The 21,681-nt window shown below is 71.1% G+C and carries 18 protein-coding genes; 11 read left to right on the plus strand and 7 right to left on the minus strand.

All coding sequences use genetic code 11. The features are described from left to right. Window positions 1-126: 126 nt before the first annotated feature. On the minus strand, window positions 127-1,059 hold the full coding sequence (locus AOQ37_RS36185; RefSeq protein ID WP_062651123.1) for a Ppx/GppA family phosphatase: 933 nt from the start codon (window positions 1,057-1,059) through the stop codon (window positions 127-129). Window positions 1,060-1,130: 71 nt separating this feature from the next. Here AOQ37_RS36185 and AOQ37_RS36190 point away from each other — a divergent pair, with 71 nt between their 5' ends. Then, complete coding sequence (locus tag AOQ37_RS36190; RefSeq protein ID WP_078890552.1) at window positions 1,131-2,015, plus strand: DUF3109 family protein; 885 nt, start codon at window positions 1,131-1,133, stop codon at window positions 2,013-2,015. Between the two features lie 116 nt (window positions 2,016-2,131). Here the strand turns inward: AOQ37_RS36190 and AOQ37_RS36195 are convergent, their stop codons facing one another. Continuing rightward, complete coding sequence (locus AOQ37_RS36195) at window positions 2,132-4,003, minus strand: BACON domain-containing protein (protein WP_063781228.1); 1,872 nt, start codon at window positions 4,001-4,003, stop codon at window positions 2,132-2,134. 277 nt (window positions 4,004-4,280) lie between these two features. Here AOQ37_RS36195 and radA point away from each other — a divergent pair, with 277 nt between their 5' ends. Both radA and disA read left to right on the plus strand, forming a co-directional pair. Then, a complete protein-coding gene (gene radA / locus AOQ37_RS36200; protein WP_062651127.1) occupies window positions 4,281-5,690 on the plus strand; it encodes a DNA repair protein RadA in 1,410 nt (469 codons plus the stop codon). A gap of 80 nt (window positions 5,691-5,770) precedes the next feature. After that, a complete protein-coding gene (gene disA / locus AOQ37_RS36205) occupies window positions 5,771-6,895 on the plus strand; it encodes a DNA integrity scanning diadenylate cyclase DisA (RefSeq protein WP_062651129.1) in 1,125 nt (374 codons plus the stop codon). A gap of 297 nt (window positions 6,896-7,192) precedes the next feature. Here disA and AOQ37_RS36210 read toward each other — a convergent pair whose 3' ends face one another. After that, window positions 7,193-8,035 (minus strand): hypothetical protein, encoded by an 843-nt coding sequence (locus AOQ37_RS36210; protein WP_199825144.1) that lies wholly within the window; start codon window positions 8,033-8,035, stop codon window positions 7,193-7,195. A gap of 271 nt (window positions 8,036-8,306) precedes the next feature. Here AOQ37_RS36210 and AOQ37_RS36215 point away from each other — a divergent pair, with 271 nt between their 5' ends. The 5 genes from AOQ37_RS36215 to cseC all read left to right on the plus strand — a co-directional run bounded on the left by AOQ37_RS36215 (window position 8,307) and on the right by cseC (window position 13,259). Then, the gene (locus tag AOQ37_RS36215; RefSeq protein WP_062651131.1) at window positions 8,307-9,239 is read left to right on the plus strand and encodes an HhH-GPD family protein; all 933 of its coding nucleotides are present in this window, start codon (window positions 8,307-8,309) and stop codon (window positions 9,237-9,239) included. Window positions 9,240-9,538: 299 nt separating this feature from the next. Beyond that, entirely contained in the window at window positions 9,539-10,081 is a 543-nt protein-coding gene (locus AOQ37_RS36220) for a SigE family RNA polymerase sigma factor (RefSeq protein ID WP_062651133.1), read from the plus strand. Continuing rightward, window positions 10,066-10,731, plus strand: coding sequence for a hypothetical protein (locus tag AOQ37_RS36225; RefSeq protein ID WP_062651135.1), 666 nt, complete (start codon window positions 10,066-10,068; stop codon window positions 10,729-10,731). Before AOQ37_RS36220 ends, AOQ37_RS36225 begins: the two co-directional genes overlap by 16 nt. Before the next feature lie 451 nt (window positions 10,732-11,182). Next, window positions 11,183-11,884, plus strand: coding sequence for a two-component system response regulator CseB (gene cseB, locus AOQ37_RS36230; protein WP_062651137.1), 702 nt, complete (start codon window positions 11,183-11,185; stop codon window positions 11,882-11,884). A 34-nt stretch (window positions 11,885-11,918) separates the two neighbouring features. After that, window positions 11,919-13,259 (plus strand): two-component system sensor histidine kinase CseC, encoded by a 1,341-nt coding sequence (gene cseC / locus AOQ37_RS36235; protein ID WP_107085393.1) that lies wholly within the window; start codon window positions 11,919-11,921, stop codon window positions 13,257-13,259. Between the two features lie 155 nt (window positions 13,260-13,414). Here cseC and AOQ37_RS36240 read toward each other — a convergent pair whose 3' ends face one another. Continuing rightward, on the minus strand, window positions 13,415-15,001 hold the full coding sequence (locus AOQ37_RS36240) for an MDR family MFS transporter (protein WP_062651256.1): 1,587 nt from the start codon (window positions 14,999-15,001) through the stop codon (window positions 13,415-13,417). 166 nt (window positions 15,002-15,167) lie between these two features. Here AOQ37_RS36240 and AOQ37_RS36245 point away from each other — a divergent pair, with 166 nt between their 5' ends. Continuing rightward, window positions 15,168-15,755 (plus strand): TetR/AcrR family transcriptional regulator, encoded by a 588-nt coding sequence (locus AOQ37_RS36245; protein WP_062651142.1) that lies wholly within the window; start codon window positions 15,168-15,170, stop codon window positions 15,753-15,755. An 11-nt stretch (window positions 15,756-15,766) separates the two neighbouring features. Here the strand turns inward: AOQ37_RS36245 and AOQ37_RS36250 are convergent, their stop codons facing one another. Further along, window positions 15,767-16,351 carry a M23 family metallopeptidase gene (locus AOQ37_RS36250; protein ID WP_062651144.1) on the minus strand — a complete coding sequence of 195 codons (585 nt, stop codon included), beginning with the start codon at window positions 16,349-16,351 and terminating at the stop codon, window positions 15,767-15,769. Between the two features lie 516 nt (window positions 16,352-16,867). Between AOQ37_RS36250 and AOQ37_RS36255 the strand changes: the two genes are divergently transcribed. After that, window positions 16,868-17,533, plus strand: a complete 666-nt coding sequence (locus tag AOQ37_RS36255) for an HAD family acid phosphatase (protein WP_062651146.1) — start codon at window positions 16,868-16,870, stop codon at window positions 17,531-17,533. Between the two features lie 118 nt (window positions 17,534-17,651). Here AOQ37_RS36255 and AOQ37_RS36260 read toward each other — a convergent pair whose 3' ends face one another. Next, entirely contained in the window at window positions 17,652-20,177 is a 2,526-nt protein-coding gene (locus AOQ37_RS36260; RefSeq protein ID WP_062651148.1) for an ATP-dependent Clp protease ATP-binding subunit, read from the minus strand. A gap of 430 nt (window positions 20,178-20,607) precedes the next feature. Between AOQ37_RS36260 and AOQ37_RS36265 the strand changes: the two genes are divergently transcribed. Then, window positions 20,608-21,294: an SCO3374 family protein gene (locus AOQ37_RS36265; RefSeq protein ID WP_199825145.1), complete on the plus strand. Its 687-nt coding sequence runs from the start codon at window positions 20,608-20,610 to the stop codon at window positions 21,292-21,294. On the opposite strand, the gene AOQ37_RS36270 is transcribed toward AOQ37_RS36265, so the two are convergent. Next, a complete protein-coding gene (locus AOQ37_RS36270; RefSeq protein WP_020132476.1) occupies window positions 21,273-21,608 on the minus strand; it encodes a histone-like nucleoid-structuring protein Lsr2 in 336 nt (111 codons plus the stop codon). The genes AOQ37_RS36265 and AOQ37_RS36270 overlap by 22 nt on opposite strands. Window positions 21,609-21,681 lie beyond the last annotated feature (73 nt).

Here is a 21,681-nt window from a genome sequence, read left to right on the forward strand (position 1 = left end):
GCGTCCCGCGTCCATCACCACGCGCGTCCGCGCTCGTCCCGCGTCCTCCCCACGACCGTCCGCGCCCGTCACCGCGACCGTCCCGCGTCCATCACCGCGACCGTGCCGCGCCCGTCATCGGGCTCGTCACTCCGACGCCATGTGATCGAGTTTGCGCAGGATGACGCCCTCCCTGAGCGCCCAGGGGCAGATCTCCAGCTCCTCCACGCCGAAGAGGTCCATCGCGCCCTCCGCGACGAGCGCGCCCGCGAGGAGTTGGTTGGCGCGCCCCGCGGAGACGCCCGGCAGTTCCGCCCGCTGGGCGGTCGTCATGCCGGCCAGCCGGGGCACCCAGGCCTCGAGCGACTCGCGCTTGAGCTGCCGCTCGACGTAGGGGCCGTCGACCGAGCGCGCGGCGCCGGCGATACGGGCGAGCTGTTTGAACGTCTTCGACGTGGCGACGACGTGGTCGGGGGCGCCGAAGCGCTTGAACTCCCCGACCGTGCGGGCGATCTGCGCGCGGGCGTGACGGCGCACGGCCCGTATGTCCTCAGGGTCGGGCGGGTCGCCGGGCAGCCAGCCCGCGGTGAGCCGGCCGGCGCCGAGCGGCAGCGAGACGGCCGCGTCGGGCTCCTCGTCGATGCCGTAGGCGATCTCCAGGGAGCCGCCGCCGATGTCCAGGACCAGCAGCTTTCCGGCGGACCAGCCGAACCAGCGGCGGGCGGCGAGGAAGGTGAGCCGGGCCTCCTCGGCGCCGGTGAGCACCTGGAGCTCGACGCCGGTCTCGGCCTGCACGCGCGCGAGGACGTCGTCGGCGTTGCTGGCCTCGCGCACGGCGGAGGTCGCGAACGGCAGCAGGTCCTCCACGCCCTTGTCCTCGGCGGCCTGGAGCGCCTCCTGGATCACGGCGATCAGTTTGTCGATGCCCTCGGGGCCGATCGCGCCGTCGTCGTCGAGGAGTTGGGCAAGGCGGAGTTCCGCCTTGTGCGAGTGCGCGGGCAGGGGGCACGCGCCGGGGTGCGCGTCCACCACCAGCAGATGCACCGTGTTCGATCCCACGTCGAGGACACCGAGTCTCATGTAGGGAACGCTACTGCCCAGAGCGCCCCTGGCCGTCCCCGAAGCGGCGCCGGGCGACTTACCCTGGACGAGTGCCAAAGACGAACAAGGCGAAAACCGACAAATCTACCGACGGTTCTTCGCGGGCGAAGCCGGTGAAGCCATCGAAGAGGTCGAACAAGGCCCAGGCCGCGGATGCGAAGGCCCTGGCGGCGGAAGCTCTGGCCGCGGACGAGAAGGGTCTGGACTTCGCGCGCGCGTGGGTGGAGTTCCCCGACCCCGCGGACGACGAACAGATCTTCCGGTGCGACCTGACCTGGCTGACCTCCCGCTGGAACTGCATCTTCGGCAGCGGCTGCCAGGGCATCCAGCCGGGCCGCGCGGCCGACGGCTGCTGCACCCTGGGCGCCCACTTCTCCGACGAGGACGACGAGAAGCGCGTCGCCGGACACGTGGCGCGGCTGACGCCGGACATCTGGCAGCACCACGACGAGGGCGTCCGGGACGGCTGGGTCTCGGAGGACGAAGAGGGCTCGCGCCAGACCCGCCCGTTCAACGGCTCGTGCATCTTCCAGAACCGCCCCGGCTTCGCGGGCGGCGCGGGCTGCTCGCTGCACATCCTGGCGCTCAAGGAGGGACGCGAGCCGCTGGAGACCAAGCCGGACGTCTGCTGGCAGCTGCCGGTCCGCCGGACGTACGACTGGATCGACCGGCCCGACGACACCCGCGTGCTCCAGGTGTCGATCGGCGAGTACGACCGCCGCGGCTGGGGGCCGGGCGGTCATGACCTGCACTGGTGGTGCACGTCCGCGACCTCGGCACACGGCGCGGGCGACCCGGTGTACGTCTCGTATCGTCCGGAGCTGACCGAGCTGATGGGCAAGGCCGGCTACGACCGTCTGGTCGAGCTGTGCGAACAGCGCCTGGCCTCGCAGCTCCCGCTGGTGGCCCCGCACCCGGCGGACCCGACACGCTGAGGAGCACCCGGTACGGCGACGCCGGCCGCCGGGTTTCCGGGTTCCGGGCCGCCCGCCAGGCGCCGACCTGACGGGCGTCCGGCCGACCCCTACTGCCCTTACGGCCCCTGCGGCCCCTACGACGTCTCCGGGCTCGGGGGGTCGCTGTCGTCGGGCGGTGCGGGCGGGCCGTCCGAGGCCGTCGGGGACGGGTCGCCCGGCGTGGGCTCCGGGTCGGCGGAGGACGGCGGATCGGTCGGGGCGGGGTCCGGGGACGACGGCGCCGTGGGCGTCGGCTCCGGGCCGGACGACGTGGGCGGACCGCCGGGACGGCCCGGGCCGGGGCCGTTGCCCGGGTCCGAGGGGCCGGGCGCGCTGCCGTAGCCCTCGATGGTGACGACGGCGCCCGCCGGAGCGACGGCCACGCGCGCGTGCCAGCGCCCGGAGGGCTCGCGCAGATGATCGACGAACACCTTGATCGTCACCGACTCGCCGGGCTTCAGCGTGCCCGTGGAGCGGCTCAGATAGAGCCAGGAGGACGCGGTGGTGGCCGACCAGCGGAGCGGGCCGTCGCCGTCGGCGGCCGCGGTGAGGGTGATGAGGGTGGTGTCGCCGCTGTTGGCGGCCGTCACCGAGAGCTTTCCCGCGCCCCGGCCGAGCCCCGTGACGCTGACGACCTCCACGGAGACGTCCGGTCCGCCGGCCTTGGGAAGGCCGGTGCCGGGGCGGGTGCTGGCGTTGCCCGCGTTCTCGTAGCCGCCGACCGTCTCGCCGTCGAGACTGTCGGAGCCGTGCGCCTCACTGGCGCTGGCCGAGCGGCCCTCGGCCCCCTCCCCCGTCGGCGTCCCCCGGTAGGCCGCCCACAGGGCGAGCACGGGAGCGGCGACGACGGTGGCGACGACGGTCGTGGTGACGGCACGCGCGCGGAGCCGCTCCCGGCGGGCGGCCCGGTCCTTGGGGTCCATCGGGAAGCCGCGCCGGTCGTAGCGCGGTGCGGCGGCGCCCCGCGCGCGCGGGAGGTGGCTCATGGCCATGTGCAGCTCCGCGCGGGGTGCCGACAGGACGGGCAGCTCGGCGGGGGTGACACCGGCGCCGGGCCAGCGGCCGGGGACGGCGCGTTCGGCGGCCCGGCGGCAGTGCGGGCAGTCGTCGACATGGCGGACGAGCTCACGGCGCAGGGCGGCGTTGAGCACGAGCCGGCGCTCGCCGGTGAGACGGGTCACACCGGGACAGCCGCCGGTCTCGACGACGGCGAGCGCCGCGCGGGTCCGCTCGACCTCGCAGGCGGCGGAGGCGAGCAGCTCGCGGGCCGCGGCGAGGTCCTTGCCGAGGACGGCGGCCACCTCGTGGGGGGCGAGGTGGTGGCGTACGGCGAGTTCGAGCGCCTCGCGCTGTTCCGGGGTGGTGCCGGCGGCTTCCGGCCAGGCGAGCTGGGTCAGTTCGTGCCGCCGCCGCTCCCCGGCCTCGTCGGCGACGGGCGGGCCGGGCGGGCCGGGCGGGCCGGGCGGGCCGGGCGGGCCGGGCGGGCCGGGCGGTGTACTTCCGCCCGTGGCGTCGGAGGCGCCGGTGGCACTGATGGCACTCGCGGCCGTCCCGGGCTTGGTGCCGGGCTGCCGGTGGGCGCCGTCGCGGGCCGCGGCGTGCGTGCCCTGACGTTTCTGCGCGCCCCGCAGTCTCTGCGCGCCCTGACGTTTCTGCTTGGCCTCGGTGAGCTTGCGCAGACACGCCCAGCGGGCCAGCGCGTACAGCCAGGCCCGGCGGTCGCCCTCCGCGTCGGGACCGCGCTGGCCACGCCGTTCGGCGAACGTGAGGACGTCACCGAGAGCGGCGGTGGCCGCTTCGTGATCGCACAGGACGGACAGGCAATAGGTGAACAGGCCGTCCAGGTAGGGCTCGTAGCGTGCGGGGGGTCGCTGCGCGAGCGTGCGCGCCGCGGCGCCGTCGCGCGCCTCCCGGTGCGCCCGGTGTGCACCGGTCGTGCGGGTCGAGGTTTCCGGGCTGCTGCTCATCACCCGTGCGACCGTAGGCGGCCCGGAACCAGGTCTTCTTGTCCCTTGAGTCCTTTTAATCCGTACGGGTGAAACGATCCCTCATAAGGGGACAGCGGAGGGGGGTCCCATGGCTCGTTCGTGACGGGGCGTGGCCGGAACCCAAGGGGTGCCTGCCCTCTCCGGGAGGGCGCGGGTCCGCGCGGAGCTGCGAAAAGGCACGCGGGACGGGCGTCCGGCGAGGCCGCTCGTCCACAGGCGCGTCCGGTTGTCGGTGGCGGCGGCTACGGTTTCCCCCATGGCTGCCCGTACGAAGACCACCAAGGACCGTCCGTCCTACCGCTGCACCGAATGCGGCTGGCAGACGGCCAAGTGGCTCGGCCGCTGCCCCGAGTGCCAGGCCTGGGGGACGGTCGAGGAGTACGGCACGCCCGCGGTCCGTACGACGGCACCGGGCCGCGTCACCACGTCCGCCCTGCCCATCGGCGAGGTCGACGGGCGGACGGCCACCGCCCGCCCCACCGGCGTGCCCGAGCTGGACCGCGTCCTCGGCGGCGGACTCGTACCGGGCGCGGTCGTCCTGCTGGCCGGCGAGCCGGGCGTGGGCAAGTCGACCCTCCTGCTGGACGTGGCGGCCAAGTCGGCGAGCGACGAACACCGCACGCTGTACGTGACCGGTGAGGAATCCGCCTCCCAGGTCCGCATGCGCGCCGACCGCATCGGCGCCATCGACGACCACCTGTATCTGGCCGCCGAGACCGATCTCGCGGCCGTCCTCGGACACTTGGACGCGGTGAAGCCGTCCCTGCTGATCATGGACTCCGTGCAGACCGTGGCCTCCCCGGAGATCGACGGGGCGCCCGGCGGCATGGCGCAGGTCCGCGAGGTCGCCGGCGCCCTGATCCGCGCCTCCAAGGAACGCGGCATGTCCACGCTTCTGGTGGGCCATGTCACCAAGGACGGCGCGATCGCCGGCCCCCGCCTCCTCGAACACCTCGTGGACGTCGTGCTGAGCTTCGAGGGGGACCGCCACGCGCGCCTGCGCCTGGTGCGCGGCGTCAAGAACCGTTACGGCGCCACCGACGAGGTCGGCTGCTTCGAGCTGCACGACGAGGGCATCACGGGCCTCGCCGACCCGAGCGGACTCTTCCTGACCCGACGTGACGAACCGGTCCCGGGCACCTGTCTGACGGTCACCCTCGAGGGCCGGCGTCCCCTGGTCGCCGAAGTGCAGGCCCTCACGGTCGACTCGCAGATCCCCTCACCCCGCCGCACGACGTCCGGCCTGGAGACCTCCCGGGTCTCGATGATGCTGGCCGTCCTGGAGCAGCGCGGCAAGATCAGCGCCCTGGGCAAGCGGGACATCTACTCGGCGACGGTGGGCGGCGTGAAGCTCTCGGAGCCCGCCGCCGACCTGGCGATCGCCCTCGCCCTGGCCTCCGCCGCGAGCGACACCCCGCTGCCGAAGAACCTGGTCGCGATCGGCGAAGTCGGCCTCGCGGGCGAGGTCAGGCGCGTCACGGGTGTCCAGCGCAGGCTCTCCGAGGCGCACCGCCTGGGCTTCACGCACGCGCTCGTGCCGGGCGACCCCGGCAAGATCCCCGCGGGCATGAAGGTCCTGGAAGTCGCGGACATAGGGGACGCTCTGCGGGTGCTGCCGCGTTCCCGTCGGCGAGACGCCCCACGGGAGGCGGAGGAGCGCCGGTAGACTTTGCCCTGGTCTCGCCCGTCCGTACGAAACGAGTGCGCGGAACGGGAGCGTCCCAGACCTGTGACCGGAGGAGTGCAGTGGCAGCCAACGACCGGGCGGCAGCTCCCGGAAAGTCCGGTGGGAGTTCCGGTGCAGACGGCCTGATGCGTGCCGCGCTGAGCGCGGTGGCTCCCGGCACGGCCCTGCGCGACGGCCTGGAGCGGATCCTTCGCGGCAACACCGGCGGGCTCATCGTGCTGGGCTCCGACAAGACCGTCGAGGCGATGTGCACGGGCGGATTCGTCCTGGACGTGGAGTTCGCGGCCACCCGCCTGCGTGAGCTGTGCAAGCTCGACGGCGGCATCGTGGTCTCCTCCGACCTGTCGAAGATCCTGCGGGCGGGCGTCCAGCTGGTGCCGGACCCCACGATCCCCACCGAGGAGACCGGCACCCGGCACCGCACGGCGGACCGGGTCAGCAAGCAGGTCGGCTTCCCGATCGTCTCGGTCTCCCAGTCCATGCGGCTGATCGCCCTGTACGTCGACGGCCAGCGCCGCGTCCTGGAGGACTCCGCGGCGATCCTGTCCCGCGCGAACCAGGCACTGGCGACCCTGGAGCGCTACAAGCTCCGCCTGGACGAGGTCGCGGGAACGTTGTCAGCGCTGGAGATCGAGGACCTGGTGACGGTCCGGGACGTCTCCGCGGTGGCCCAGCGCCTGGAGATGGTGCGCCGCATCGCCACCGAAATCGCCGAATACGTGGTCGAACTGGGTACGGACGGGCGACTGCTCGCCCTCCAGCTCGACGAGTTGATCGCGGGCGTGGAGCCGGAGCGCGAGCTGGTGGTCCGGGACTACGTGCCCGAGCCCACGGCGAAGCGCTCCCGCACGGTCGACGAGGCGCTGTACGAGCTGAACGCCCTCAGCCACGCCGAACTCCTGGAAATGTCCACCGTGGCCCGCGCGTTGGGCTACACCGGTTCGCCCGAGGCACTCGACTCGGCGGTCTCTCCCCGCGGCTTCCGCCTGCTGGCGAAGGTGCCGCGACTGCCCGGCGCCATCATCGACCGCCTCGTCGAGCACTTCGGCGGTCTCCAGAAGCTCCTCGCCGCGAGCGTCGACGACCTCCAGACGGTCGACGGCGTGGGCGAGGCACGGGCCCGCAGCGTCCGCGAGGGCCTGTCACGACTGGCGGAGTCGTCGATCCTGGAGCGGTACGTCTAGGACCCGTCCGGCCGGTCCGGGAGCGCCGGGTTCAGACGGGCCCGGGAGCACCGGGTCCGGGAGCCTCGGGTTTCGCCGGTCGATCCGGCGGCTGGTCAGGCAGGTCGATCCGGTCGCGGCCGTCGGCACGACGCACCATGCCGGCTCCCCTGTGTCCGCGCCGGCTCCCCCGTGCCCGCAGCCTGGACCCGCAGCCGCTGGGCCAGCAACCCCTGGGCCCACAGCCGTGGCCCCATAGCCGCGGCCCATAGCCCTGGGCCGGCAGCCCGCTGGGCCGCTCGACAGGTACAGGTCTGTCTAGTCGGCCTTCAGCACGAACGACGTCTGTGCCTTGGCAAAGCCCGGAGCCTTCGCCTCCAGCAGATACGTACCCGCTCCGGCCGCGCCCGCCGGAGGAGTCGCGCACTGCGGGGCGCTCGGCTTGCGGTCCCACTTCACGGTGTAGGTGAAGCTGTCCCCGGCCGGCACCCGGTACAGCAGGCTCCCGGCGGACCTGGGGCAGTCGGCGGACGACCAGTACGCGTCGTCCTCGCCCGCCTGAGTGATCGTCAACACCGCTGCCTTCGGGCCGAGATCGACCTTGCAGTCGCTCCCGGAGGCGTTCTTCGCGGTCAGCTGGAAGGTGGGTGTCTGGAGCGGCGAGTAGGTGTTCTGGACGCTGCGCAGGGTCAACGTGACCACGCCCGGCGTGCAGTTGGGCACGGTCGTCCCGGCCGGGAGCGTCGTCCCGGTACCGCTGCCGCCGCCACTGCCACCGCTGCCGCTGCCGTTGGCGCCGTCGTCGAGGTCACCGGCACCCGCCGAGTCACCGCCCGAGCCACCTGAGCCGGTGCCGCCGTCCGCGCCGGAGCCGGACCCCGTGCCGGAGCCGGACCCGCTGGAGCCCCCGTCGCCCGACTCGTCGCGCCCACCCGGGTTTTGGCTGATCGCGGGCCCCGATCCGGACGGTCCCGGTGTGATGGAGGAGGCGGGATTCTTGCCCCCGCCGCCGTCGGCGCCGTTCTTCTTGCCGCCCCCGCCCGAGGTCACCACCCACAGGGTCAGCATCGCCAACAGGGCGAACACGGACAGCAGTACGACCCTCCGACGCCAGTAGATGGAGGAGGGAAGCGGCCCGACCGGATTGCGCAGTGATCCCACGGCGCAAACTGTACGAGAGATCGACCGGTTCGCTGGCCCCACCCGCCGCCCTGGGCACAACTTTTCCGGATCATCATTCCGGAAACCGTTTCCAGCGCCTCCGACTTCGCCCCGCGCCGCCGCCCCTCCTTGACGATCACACCCGTTGCACCTCTGGCCATGAACCCCGCCGCCGGGTCGTCACGCGCGCGTGCGGCGCCCGCGGGGGCCCGCCCGGCCGAGTGGCGGTACGCGCGCGTGCCCCGGTCCGCATGGCAGGATCGGAAGGGCCATGACTGCGCCCACGAAGCCCCCGCACCGTTCCCCCGCCCGCCCCGACGTCGACTCCACCGCGACGGACCTGCACTCCCCGGTGATCGACTGGTTCGACGAGAACGCCCGTGACCTGCCCTGGCGGCGCCCCGAGGCCGGCGCGTGGGGCGTGATGGTCAGCGAGTTCATGCTCCAGCAGACACCGGTCAGCCGTGTCCTGCCGGTCTACGAGCAGTGGATCGCCCGCTGGCCGCGCCCCGCCGACCTGGCCGCGGAGGCCCCGGGCGAGGCCGTACGCGCGTGGGGGCGGCTCGGCTACCCGCGCCGCGCCCTGCGGCTGCACGGCGCGGCGGTGGCGATAACGGAACGGCACGGCGGCGACGTACCGTCCGCCCACGCGCAGCTTCTCGCGCTGCCCGGTGTCGGCGAGTACACGGCCGCGGCCGTGGCCTCCTTCGCCTACGGGCAGCGGCACGCCGTCCTGGACACCAACGTCCGCCGTGTCTTCGCGCGCGCCGTCACGGGCGTGCGGTACCCGCCGAACGCCACCACGGCCGCCGAGCGCAAGCTGGCCCGCACCCTGCTGCCCGAGGACGAGCCGACCGCCGCGCGCTGGGCCGCCGCGTCCATGGAACTCGGCGCGCTCGTCTGCACGGCGAAGAACGAGACGTGTGCGCGCTGCCCGATCTCCGCGCAGTGCGCCTGGCGGCTCGCGGGGAAGCCGGAGCACGACGGCCCGCCGCGCCGGGGCCAGACGTACGCGGGCACCGACCGCCAGGTCAGGGGCAAGCTGCTGGCCGTCCTGCGGGAGGCGCACACCCCGGTGCCGCAGGCCGCCCTGGAACGGGTGTGGCACGAGCCGGTGCAACGCGCGCGTGCCCTGGACGGTCTCGTGGCGGACGGACTGGTCGAGCCGCTCCCGGGCGGGCTGTACCGCCTGCCGCTGACCTGACGCACGGTCATTTCACAGGTGTGCGGCTTCGTCACAGCCGTCGCCGGGCTTCTGTCACGACCGACGGCCGTGCAAATCGCCCCATAACCGGGTCATACGGTCACTGTCTCTACCCCGAACCTCGTTCCGTTACACAACCGACGGACAGCTGAGCGCTGGCCGCAGGCTGCCTCGGACAACGCCGTGACAACACCTCCGTAGCTTCATTCGCGTACCCCGCAGGACCACGGGGCCACAGACCACAGGCAGTGAACCGGCGGCGGCAGTCCGCCGGTACGGGGAATCGGAGGCGGTTGACCATGGCACAGGGCGAGGTGCTCGAGTTCGAGGAATACGTCCGCACGCGGCAGGACGCGCTGCTGCGCAGCGCCCGGCGCCTGGTCCCGGACCCGGTCGACGCGCAGGACCTCCTCCAGACGGCGCTGGCCCGGACGTACGGCCGCTGGGACGGCATCGCCGACAAGCGGCTCGCGGACGCCTACCTGCGCCGGGTCATGATCAACACGCGTACCGAGTGGTGGCGGGCCCGCAAGCTCGAGGAGGTCCCGACCGAGCAGCTGCCCGACGCCTGCGTGGACGACGCCACCGAGCAGCACGCCGACCGCGCCCTGCTGATGGACGCGATGAAGGTGCTCGCTCCGAAGCAGCGCAGTGTCGTGGTGCTGCGACACTGGGAGCAGATGTCCACGGAGGAGACGGCCGCCGCCCTCGGCATGTCGGCGGGTACGGTCAAGAGCACGCTGCACCGGGCGCTCGCCCGGCTCCGCGAGGAGCTGGAAGCCCGCGATCTGGACGCACGCGCGCTGGAGCGTGAGGAGCGGGAGCGTTGCGCGGCGGCCTGACCGAGGCCGGGCCCACACCGGCCCGCAGCACCATCCAGGCGGCGATCACGGCGATGTCCGTGCTCGCCGCCCTCGCCCTTTGCGTCTCCGCCTGCGCCACCGGCGGCACCGGCGCCCGTGACGAGGGTCCGGCTCACTCCGACGCGGTGGTGGGCGCCACCACCGTCCCGTCGTCCGCCTCCACCGGCCCCCCCGACCGGACGGAGGCGGTCCGGCTGATCCAGGACGACCCCCAGGTGTCCGCCGAGGTCAAGCGCGAGCTGAAGCCCTGCGTCGGCGACGAGTACCCGGTCGACGTGTCGTACGGCGAGCTCACCGGCGGCTCCGGCGACGACATCATCGTCAACGTGCTCACCTGCGGTGACATCGTCGGCGTGGGCTCGTACGTGTACCGGAAGGACGCCGCGGGCGGCAGCTACCGGAACGTGTTCCGGGCCGAGGAACCGCCCGTCTACGCGGAGATGGACCGGGGTGACCTGGTGGTGACCGAGCAGGTGTACGAGAAGGGCGACCCGGTCTCCGACCCGTCCGGTGAGAACGTGATCACGTACCGCTGGACGTCGGGCCGCTTCGTGAAGGAGTACAGCTGGCACAACGACTACAGCAGCGTCGTCGGTGACGAACCGACGATGCCGCCGGAAACCGGCTGACCTGCCCCGACGCGGCCGCCCGAAAAAAATTCTCCGACCGTGAGAACCGATCGGGCCGCTCGTTCCGATCAATGGGTGGACAGGCAGAGGGCGGCGGCGAGGGGCGGGGGCGGACAGCGATGCGCAAGGGCGGACCTCACGGACGGACACGAACCGCGCGGACACGGCCCGCACGGACGCGGCTCGCGCCGGACGCGGACCGCACGAACGCGAGCCGCGCGGACGGGGACCGCACGGGCACGCACCACGCGGACGACGGACAGGGATCGTGCGCGAACTGAACGCTCGCCGCGCTCCACGCGTCCAAGCAAGGGGCGCACCCCACAGCTCACCGACAGGCGGGCGACAGGAGGCGGGCGGAGATCCGTCCGGCGCGGGCCCGTCAGACCGGCGGCCCGCGCACACGGCCCGCACACACACGAGACCGCATACGAGAACTGAGAGCACCGGGATGGCAGACCAGACCCACGTCCTGTTCGTCGAGGACGACGACGTCATCCGCGAGGCCACCCAGCTCGCCCTCGAGCGGGACGGCTTCGTGGTCACCGCGATGCCCGACGGCCTGTCGGGACTGGAGGCGTTCCGTGCCGACCGCCCCGACATCGCGCTGCTGGACGTCATGGTGCCCGGCCTGGACGGCGTGAGCCTGTGCCGGCGCATCCGGGACGAGTCCACCGTGCCGGTGATCATGCTGTCCGCACGCGCCGACTCCATCGACGTCGTCCTCGGCCTGGAGGCCGGCGCCGACGACTACGTGACCAAGCCCTTCGACGGCGCCGTGCTGGTCGCCCGGATCCGGGCGGTGCTGCGGCGCTTCGGTCACGCGGGCGGCGGCGACCGCACGGAGCCCGCCACCTCCACGGCCGGCGGTGTGCTGTCGTTCGGCGATCTGGAGATCGACACGGAGGGGATGGAGGTGCGCCGGGCCGGGCAGCCGGTGGCGCTGACCCCTACCGAGATGCGCCTGCTGCTGGAGTTCTCCTCCGCTCCGGGCACGGTCCTCTCACGGGACAAACTGCTGGAGCGGGTGTGGGACTACGGCTGGGGCGGCGACACCCGGGTCGTCGACGTCCATGTGCAGCGGCTGCGGACGAAGATCGGCCAGGACCGTATCGAGACGGTCCGCGGTTTCGGCTACAAGTTGAAGGCCTGAGCGGGGCAGGGGCGGGGGCAGGAGGATGCGGGGGATGATCCGGCAGCTGGTTCCGGCTCACAGAGCACGCGTGGGCATCCGTACGGGGCTGCGGTGGAAGCTGAGCGCGGCGATCGCGCTGGTCGGCGCGCTGGTGGCGATCGCGCTCAGTCTGGTCGTGCACAACGCCGCCCGCGTGTCCATGTTGGACAACGCGCGCGACCTCGCCGACGAGCGCGTCCAGATCGCCCAGCGCAACTACGAGCAGTCGGGGCGGCTGAAGCCCTACTTCCCCAACATCAAGATCGACGACTCCAGCCTGCCGTCGGCGTTGCGGGAGAAGGTCCAGGACGGCCGCCGGGCCACCTTCGTCTCCGACCGCACCGGCGGGGCCCCGGACATCTGGGCGGCCGTGCCGGTCAAGGACGGGCACGTGCTGTCCCTGCACACCGGCTTCACCGACCGCAGCACGGACATCCTCAACGATCTCGACCAGGCCCTGGTGATCGGCTCCATCGCGGTCGTGCTCGGCGGCAGCGCGCTCGGCGTGCTCATCGGCGGGCAGCTCTCGCGTCGGCTGCGCAAGGCGGCGGCCGCGGCGAACCAGGTCGCCGGCGGCGAGTCGGACGTACGGGTGCGGGACGCCATCGGCGGAGTCGTACGGGACGAGACCGACGATCTGGCCAGCGCGGTGGACGCCATGGCGGACACGCTCCAGCAGCGGCTGGAGGCCGAGCGCCGGGTCACCGCCGACATCGCCCACGAACTGCGCACCCCGGTGACGGGACTGCTGACGGCCGCCGAGCTGCTGCCGCCCGGCCGGCCCACCGAACTGGTCCTGGACCGGGCCAAGGCGATGCGCACCCTGGTCGAGGACGTGCTGGAGGTGGCCCGGCTCGACGGTGCCTCGGAGCGCGCCGAACTTCAGGACATCGTGCTGGGCGAGTTCGTGGCCCGCCGGATCGCCGCCAAGGACCCGGACGTCGAGGTGCGGGTGGTGCACGAGTCGATGGTGACGACCGACCCCCGGAGACTGGAGCGGGTGCTGTTCAACCTGCTGGCCAACGCCGCCCGGCACGGCAAGCCGCCGATCCAGGTCACCGTCGAGGGCCGGGTCATCCGGGTCCGCGACCACGGCCCCGGTTTCCCCGAGGACCTGCTCGCCGAGGGGCCCAGCCGTTTCCGCACCGGCAGCGCCGACCGGGCCGGGCACGGACACGGCCTCGGTCTGACCATCGCGGCGGGCCAGGCCCGGGTGCTCGGCGCCCGGCTGACGTTCCGCAACGTACGGCCCGCGGGGGCTCCTGAGCACATACCGGCCGAGGGGGCCGTCGCCGTGCTGTGGCTGCCCGAGCACGCGCCGACGAACACGGGGAGCTACCCGGTGATGCCCTGACGGCTGCCCCTGGGCGGACCTTGCGCCGGGTCACAGCGGGACGCCACTGGGCGGGTGGCGGGGCCGAAAGGCCGAGTTCCTCGCCGCCCCGGGCGCACCGAACAGGCCCCCCGGGGCGGACACCGCCGGGGGGCCTGCGTTCAGGGACAGCCGGGTCAGACGGCCTCGACCAGGGGAGGCTGAGCCGCGGACGTGCCGTCGGCCGACTCCTCGCCGTCCTTCTGCGGACCCGCTCCCTTGAGCGGGACCTCCTTGACGAACACCGCCGCCACCAGCGCGATCACCGCCACCACGGCTCCCAGCAGGAACGCCGAGTGGGTACCGGCCGAGACCGCGTGCTGGTAGGCCTCGCGGGCCGCGGCGGGCAGCTTGGCCAGGCTGGCCGCGTCCAACTGCGCGGACTGCTCGGTGATCTTCGACCCCAGCGCGCCGGCCCGCTCGGACATGACGTCCTGGACGCGGTTGTTGAACAGCGCGCCCATGATCGCGACACCGAAGGAGGAGCCGAGCGTACGGAAGAGGGTGGTGGACGAGGACGCGACGCCCATGTCCTTCATCTCGACGCTGTTCTGCGCGACCAGCATCGTGATCTGCATGAGGCAGCCCATGCCCAGACCGACGACGGCCATGAACACGCCGGAGGTGAGGCGGCTGGTCCCGGTGTCCATGGTGGACAGCAGGTACAGGCCGATGACCATCGCGATGCTGCCGATGAGCGGGAAGATCTTGTACTTGCCGCTGTTCGTGGTCACCCGGCCCGCCACCATCGAGGTGACCAGCATGGCGCCGAGCATCGGCAGGAGCAGCAGACCGGAGTTGGTCGCGGAGGCACCCTGCACCGACTGCTGGTACAGCGGCAGGAAGAGGGTGGCGCCGAACATCACGAAGCCGGTGACGAAGCCGATGAGCGACATCAGCGTGAAGTTGCGGCTGCGGAAGATGTGCAGCGGCACGATCGGCTCGGCGGCCCTGGTCTGCCAGAACACGAACCCGATGAGCGAGGCGACGCCGATCCCGATGAGCTCCATGATCCGCGCGGACGACCAGGCGTACTCCGAGCCGCCCCAGGTGGTGACGAGGACGATGGAGGTGATGCCGACGGTCAGCAGGGTGGCGCCCAGGTAGTCGATCCGCGACTGCGAGCGCTTCTTCGGCAGGTGCAGCACGGCGCTGATGAGGGCGAGCGACACCACGCCGAGCGGCAGGTTGATGTAGAAGGACCAGCGCCAGCCCCAGTTGTCGGTGATGGTGCCGCCGACCAGCGGTCCGCCGATCATCGCGAGCGCCATGACGCCGGCCATCATGCCCTGGTACTTGCCGCGCTCACGCGGCGGGATGAGGTCGCCGATGATCGCCATGACGCCGACCATCAGGCCACCGGCGCCGAGGCCCTGGATCGCGCGGAAGCCGATCAGTTCGCCCATGTTCTGGGCCATGCCGCTCAGCGCGGAGCCGATCAGGAAGATCACGATCGACGTCATGAAGGCGCCCTTGCGCCCGTACATGTCGCCGACCTTGCCCCAGATCGGGGTGGAGGCCGCGGTGGCGAGAGTGTACGCCGTCACGACCCATGAGAGGTGTTCGAGCCCACCGAGTTCACCGACGATCGTCGGCATCGCCGTGCCCACGATCATGTTGTCGAGCATCGCGAGCATCATCGTGATCATCAGCGCGAGCAGGACGACCCGCACGCTCCTGGGCGGTTTCTCCGCCTCGGTCCCAGCTGCCTTTGTGTCCGCCATGATCGCCACTCCCCTGGGCTTCCCCCCGGGCTGCCACTTACTTGCCGCCCGGCTAGTTCACTACACTGGGAAGGTAGACCTGCAACTAGCCGGGCGTCAAGTAAGTTTCCGCCTCTGACTAGCCGGACGGCAAGTAAGTTTCCGCGGAAGCGCGAGGACCACGAGAATGGACGTCACCATGGACGGCACCAAGCAGCAGCGACGCGGGAACACCCGCCAGCGCATCCAGGACGTCGCGCTCGAACTCTTCGCCGAGCAGGGCTACGAGAAGACCTCCCTCCGCGAGATCGCGGAGCGTCTGGAGGTCACGAAGGCGGCCCTGTACTACCACTTCAAGACCAAGGAAGAGATCATCGTCGGCATCTTCACGGATCTGACGAAGCCGATCGAGGACCTGATCGAGTGGGGCGGGAACCAGCCGCACACCCTGGAGACCAAGCAGGAACTCGTACGGCGTTACAGCCAGGCCCTCTCCGAGGCGACCCCGCTCTTCCGCTTCATGCAGGAGAACCAGGCGACGATGCGGGAGCTCCGGATCGGCGACTCGTTCAAGGACCGCATGCGAAGCCTGCGCGACATCATCATCGACCCGGACGCCCCGCTCACCGACCAGGTCCGCTGCGTGAGCGCCATCTTCACGCTGCACGCCGGCATGTTCTTCCTCCAGGACCTCGAAGGCGACCCCGAGGACAAGCGCGCAGCCGTCCTCGAGGTCGCCATCGATCTGGTGACGCAGGCGCACCAGGGCGCCTGATCACCTCGGCGTCAGACCTTCACGCCCTTGCTGTGCAGGAAGGTGACCGGGTTGATCGCCGAACCGTAGTTGGGGGTCGTACGGATCTCGAAGTGCAGGTGGGGGCCGCTGGAGTTGCCGGTGTTGCCGGACAGGGCGATCTTCTGGCCCGTCTTGACGACCTGGCCGACCTTGACGCTGATGTGCGACAGGTGGGCGTACTGCGAGTAGACGCCGTTGGCGTGCTTGATCACGATGGCGTTGCCGTAGGCGGGGCCGTCACCGGCGCCGTTGCCGCCGGCCTTGACCACGGTGCCGCCGTGCGCGGCCATGACCTTGGTGCCGCTCGGGACGGCGAAGTCCTGGCCGCTGTGGGTGGACTGCCACATCGCGCCGGCCTGGGCGTAGCCCGCGGACAGCGTGTACTTCTTCACCGGGTCGATCCAGGAAGCGGCCGAGGAGGCCGTCTTGGCGGCGGCGGGCGCGGCGGCAGGCGCGGCGGCGGACGCCACTCCGGTCCCCAGCACGACCGAGGCGCCCAGGGCGGCGGCGCCGACGGCCACACGAGTGCGGAGCTGGGACGTACGGGCAGAACGGAACGTGACGCGCTGGAACATGAAGACCTCATGGAGACGGGGACAGAAGAAACCACCCGGCGTGAACCTCCGCCGAAGTGGCCATCCCTTGGTAACCCCGAGGCGCACAGACCCCCAAACGTGTGATGTACGACGGAAGCTAGTACTTCACCCCAAAACTTCCCACTTCTTGACAGAAGCACCTTTACGGACACTGCGCGCACCCGCCCATATCGGAGGCCCGGGCAGAGATCGGAACCCGAGGGCATTTAGTCCGTTTTAGTCCGATTCAGGTTACGACTACCCCACGTAGTAGGGTCCGCGAAGCCTGTGCGCCATGTCACCGGCCGCCCCCTGCAAGGGACTTCGGAATGTGACGGCGACTACTCCCGTACTCCGCAGGGCACTTGTGACCCCGCTCACGTCACGTGCACGGGTCTGTGAGCGGGCTCTCATCCGCCTCTACCGTCCAGTAACCCGCTGGTTCCCCCCAGGCCACCCCCAGCGATCAGCATGCTCACGACACCGGCAGCGCAAGGACGCGAGAGGACCCCACACATGACCAGAGGCAGCTGGACGCGCCGCATCGCCATGACCGCCGTGGCGACGGCGGCCGTCACGGCGATGGCCGTACCGGTCGGCGCCCAGGCCGCGACGGCCACCGGCACCTCCACCGTCACCACCGCAGCCCCAGCCGCGGCCTCCGCCGCAGCCGCAGCCGCCGCGGAGGACGTCGACTACGCGACCTGGCAGCAGGACTGCCAGGCCGTGATGAACCAGGCCCTCCCGGCGCTGAAGCAGCGCATCGCCGCCACCGAGCCGGGTGAGAAGCAGGCGATCGTCCTCGACATCGACAACACGACCCTGGAGACCGACTTCGGCTTCAGCTACCCCCAGCCGGCCAACAAGCCGGTTCTCGACGTGGCCAGGTACGCCCAGGAGCACGGCGTCGCCCTGTTCTTCGTCACCGCCCGCCCGGGGATCATCTCCGGGGTGACCGACTACAACCTCAAGCACGTCGGCTACAAGGTCTCCGGCCTCTACGTACGCGGCTTCCTCGACCTGTTCAAGGACGTCGCCGCCTACAAGACCGCCCAGCGCGTCAGCATCGAGAACAAGGGCTACACGATCATCGCGAACATCGGCAACAGCGCCACCGACCTCTCGGGCGGCCACGCCGAGACGACGTACAAGCTGCCGGACTACGACGGCCAGCTGTCGTAGGTCCCGCACGGCCGCGCGACGCGTGGCGCGCTCGGGGCAGACGAGAGCGGCCCGAGACATGCGAGAGGGGCCGGTGCTGTGAAGCACCGGCCCCTCTACGCGCTCAGTCCCCGAAGGGTCAGGCGTCCTTGCTCAGGTTCGGTCCGGCACCGCCGGCCGCCTGCTCGATCGGCGGGACGTCGGGCAGAGCCGACTTCTCCTCGCCACGGAAGGTGAAGGTCTTGGTCTCACCCTCGCCCTCGGTGTCCACGACCACGATGTGACCGGGGCGCAGCTCGCCGAAGAGGATCTTCTCCGAGAGCGTGTCCTCGATCTCGCGCTGGATGGTGCGACGCAGCGGACGCGCACCCAGCACCGGGTCGTAGCCCTTGGTGGACAGCAGCTCCTTGGCGGACTGGGAGAGCTCGATGCCCATGTCCCGGTCCTTCAGGCGCTCGTCGACCTTGCCGATCATCAGGTCCACGATCCGGAGGATGTCGGCCTGGGTCAGCTGCGGGAAGACGACCACGTCGTCGACGCGGTTGAGGAACTCGGGGCGGAAGTGCTGCTTGAGCTCGTCCGAGACCTTGTTCTTCATGCGCTCGTAGTTGGACTTCTTGTCACCCGAGGCCGCGAAGCCCAGGTTGAAGCCCTTGGAGATGTCCCGGGTGCCGAGGTTGGTCGTCATGATGATGACCGTGTTCTTGAAGTCCACGACCCGGCCCTGGGAGTCGGTCAGACGACCGTCCTCCAGGATCTGGAGCAGCGAGTTGAAGATGTCCGGGTGGGCCTTCTCGACCTCGTCGAAGAGGACGACGGAGAACGGCTTGCGACGGACCTTCTCGGTCAGCTGGCCGCCCTCTTCGTAGCCCACGTATCCGGGGGGCGAACCGAAGAGCCGCGACACCGTGTGCTTCTCGCTGAACTCCGACATGTCGAGGGAGATCAGCGCGTCCTCGTCACCGAAGAGGAACTCGGCGAGCGCCTTGGACAGCTCGGTCTTACCGACACCGGACGGACCGGCGAAGATGAACGAACCACCGGGACGCTTCGGGTCCTTGAGGCCCGCACGCGTACGACGGATCGCCTTCGACAGCGCCTTGACGGCGTCGACCTGGCCGATGACCCGCTTGTGGAGCTCGTCCTCCATGCGCAGCAGGCGGCTCGACTCCTCCTCGGTCAGCTTGAAGACCGGGATGCCGGTGGCGGTCGCGAGGACCTCGGCGATCAGCTCGCCGTCGACCTCGGCGACGACGTCCATGTCGCCGGCCTTCCACTCCTTCTCCCGCTTGGCCTTGGCGGCCAGGAGCTGCTTCTCCTTGTCGCGGAGGGAGGCGGCCTTCTCGAAGTCCTGCGAGTCGATCGCGGACTCCTTGTCGCGGCGGACGCCGGCGATCTTCTCGTCGAACTCGCGCAGGTCCGGCGGCGCGGTCATCCGGCGGATGCGCATCCGGGAACCGGCCTCGTCGATCAGGTCGATCGCCTTGTCCGGCAGGAAGCGGTCCGAGATGTACCGGTCGGCCAGGGTGGCGGCCTGGACCAGCGCCTCGTCGGTGATCGAGACACGGTGGTGCGCCTCGTACCGGTCACGCAGACCCTTGAGGATCTCGATCGTGTGCGGCAGCGACGGCTCCGCGACCTGGATGGGCTGGAAGCGGCGCTCGAGGGCCGCGTCCTTCTCCAGGTGCTTGCGGTACTCGTCCAGCGTGGTCGCACCGATGGTCTGGAGCTCACCGCGGGCCAGCATCGGCTTCAGGATCGAAGCGGCGTCGATGGCGCCCTCGGCGGCACCCGCACCGACCAGCGTGTGCAGCTCGTCGATGAACAGGATGATGTCGCCGCGGGTGCGGATCTCCTTGAGGACCTTCTTCAGGCGCTCCTCGAAGTCACCGCGGTAGCGGGAACCGGCGACCAGGGCGCCGAGGTCCAGGGTGTAGAGGTGCTTGTCCTTGAGGGTCTCGGGCACCTCGCCCTTGACGATGGCCTGGGCGAGGCCCTCGACGACGGCGGTCTTGCCGACGCCCGGCTCACCGATCAGGACCGGGTTGTTCTTGGTACGGCGGGACAGCACCTGCATGACCCGCTCGATCTCCTTCTCGCGCCCGATGACCGGGTCGAGCTTGGACTCACGAGCGGCCTGGGTGAGGTTCCGGCCGAACTGGTCGAGGACCAGGGACGTCGAGGGCGTGCCCTCGGCAGGGCCGCCGGCGGTGGCGGTCTCCTTGCCCTGGTAACCGGAGAGCAGCTGGATGACCTGCTGCCGCACCCGGTTGAGATCAGCGCCCAGCTTGACGAGGACCTGGGCAGCGACGCCCTCGCCCTCGCGGATCAGGCCGAGCAGGATGTGCTCCGTGCCGATGTAGTTGTGTCCCAGCTGAAGGGCCTCGCGGAGCGACAGCTCCAGGACCTTCTTGGCACGGGGGGTGAAGGGGATGTGCCCGGACGGGGCCTGCTGGCCCTGGCCGATGATCTCCTCCACCTGCTGGCGGACCGCCTCGAGCGAAATCCCGAGGCTCTCAAGGGCCTTGGCGGCGACACCCTCACCCTCGTGGATCAGGCCCAGGAGGATGTGCTCGGTGCCGATGTAGTTGTGGTTGAGCATCCGGGCTTCTTCCTGAGCCAGGACGACAACCCGCCGCGCGCGGTCGGTGAACCTCTCGAACATCGTTAATCGCTCCTCAGAGCGGTCAGGCAGTGGGGGGAACTTCCCCTCCCTGTCCTTCCGCAGCTTAGTCCCGCAAGCGGGGACCGCTCATTCCAACTGCCGACACCGTCGATGGCCTCCTGACCCCGAACGCCGACATCTGCTCCAACCCGATGGTGCGAGACGATGTTCCCGCAGGCCAGGCAGTTACCCCAGTCGCCAGTACGCCGATGGCGAACGTGAGACGTCCTCTCCTGCGTGTCGCCCCCTCCCACTAGGGATGTCTTACCCGCTGCTACCGACAGTCCATGCCGTGGGCACCGGTCTCCTCCGCTACGGGCGAACAACCTTGTGCCGCCCGACGCCCCCGACCGCCCCGATTGTCGACACCGAGCGCATCCGTACAAACACCCAGCGTAACCCGGGGGCCTTCGGGACGGTTGCACTTGGCATGGTTGGCTCAGTCCCGCCGGCTGTCTGCTCGGCCGCCGCCGCGATCCTCATGCTCCCCCTCCCCCGCCGGCCGCTCGATCCGGGCGATCCGGCCGAGGCGGCGGACCCGTGCGGTCCGGGCGATCCGTCCGGACCTGCCGACCGGATCCGCGGCTGGTACGAGAACGAACTGGGCTGGCCGACGGTGCCCGGGGAACCGGTGCGACTTTCGGTGGGCGAGCGCTTCGACGTGTTGGACGTGCCGGCCGAGGCGGGCCTCGCGGCGCTGCGGCGGCTCGCGCCGGGCTCGCCGGTGGCCGTGCGGGGCGACCGGATGCTGCTGCTGGTCGCGGCGGGCGGCGCCGAGGAGGTGCCGGGGATCCTCCGGTGGCTGGAGTGGGGCACGCTGCCGCTCGATCTGACGGCGACCGGCGCGGGCGGACTCATCGAGGCCCCGCTGCCTCCCCCCGGCACGGACCAGGGTCGCGGTCGGGGACCGGACCACCCCGGGCCGGTGCAGGGGGCCGCTGTCTGGCTGCGGCCCCCCGTGGCAGGGCGCGAGGCCGAGGCCTCGCTGCCGACGATGTCGGCGCTGGGGGGCGTTGGGGGCGCCCCCGATCTCGTACGGCTGGTGGACACGCTGGCGACGCACTGTCACCGTGTCCGGCTGCGGCGCGCGAGCGCTCAGCCGTTGGCCTTCTCGTAAGCCTCGCGAATGGACGCCGGAACGCGGCCGCGGTCATTGACCTCGTGGCCGTTCTCCTTGGCCCACGCGCGGATCTGGGCGGTGTCCTGGCTGCCACCGGTGGCGGCGCGCGCCTTTCCGCGCCCACCAGAAGCACGGCCACCGGTACGACGGCCGCCCTTCACGTAGGGCTCGAGAAGTCCACGGAGCTTGTCCGCATTGGTAGTCGTGAGATCGATCTCGTAGGTCTTGCCGTCCAGCGCGAACGTCACGGTCTCGTCCGCCTCGCCGCCGTCGAGGTCGTCGACAAGAAGGACCTGAACCTTCTGTGCCACCGGATTTCCTTTCATCGAAAACGTGAGGGCCGGGGGTCCGCGGCGTCCGCCGTTTAGCCGCGCCCTGTTATAT

Source organism: Streptomyces maremycinicus (genome assembly GCF_001184025.1).
GTDB classification, from domain to species: domain Bacteria; phylum Actinomycetota; class Actinomycetes; order Streptomycetales; family Streptomycetaceae; genus Streptomyces; species Streptomyces maremycinicus.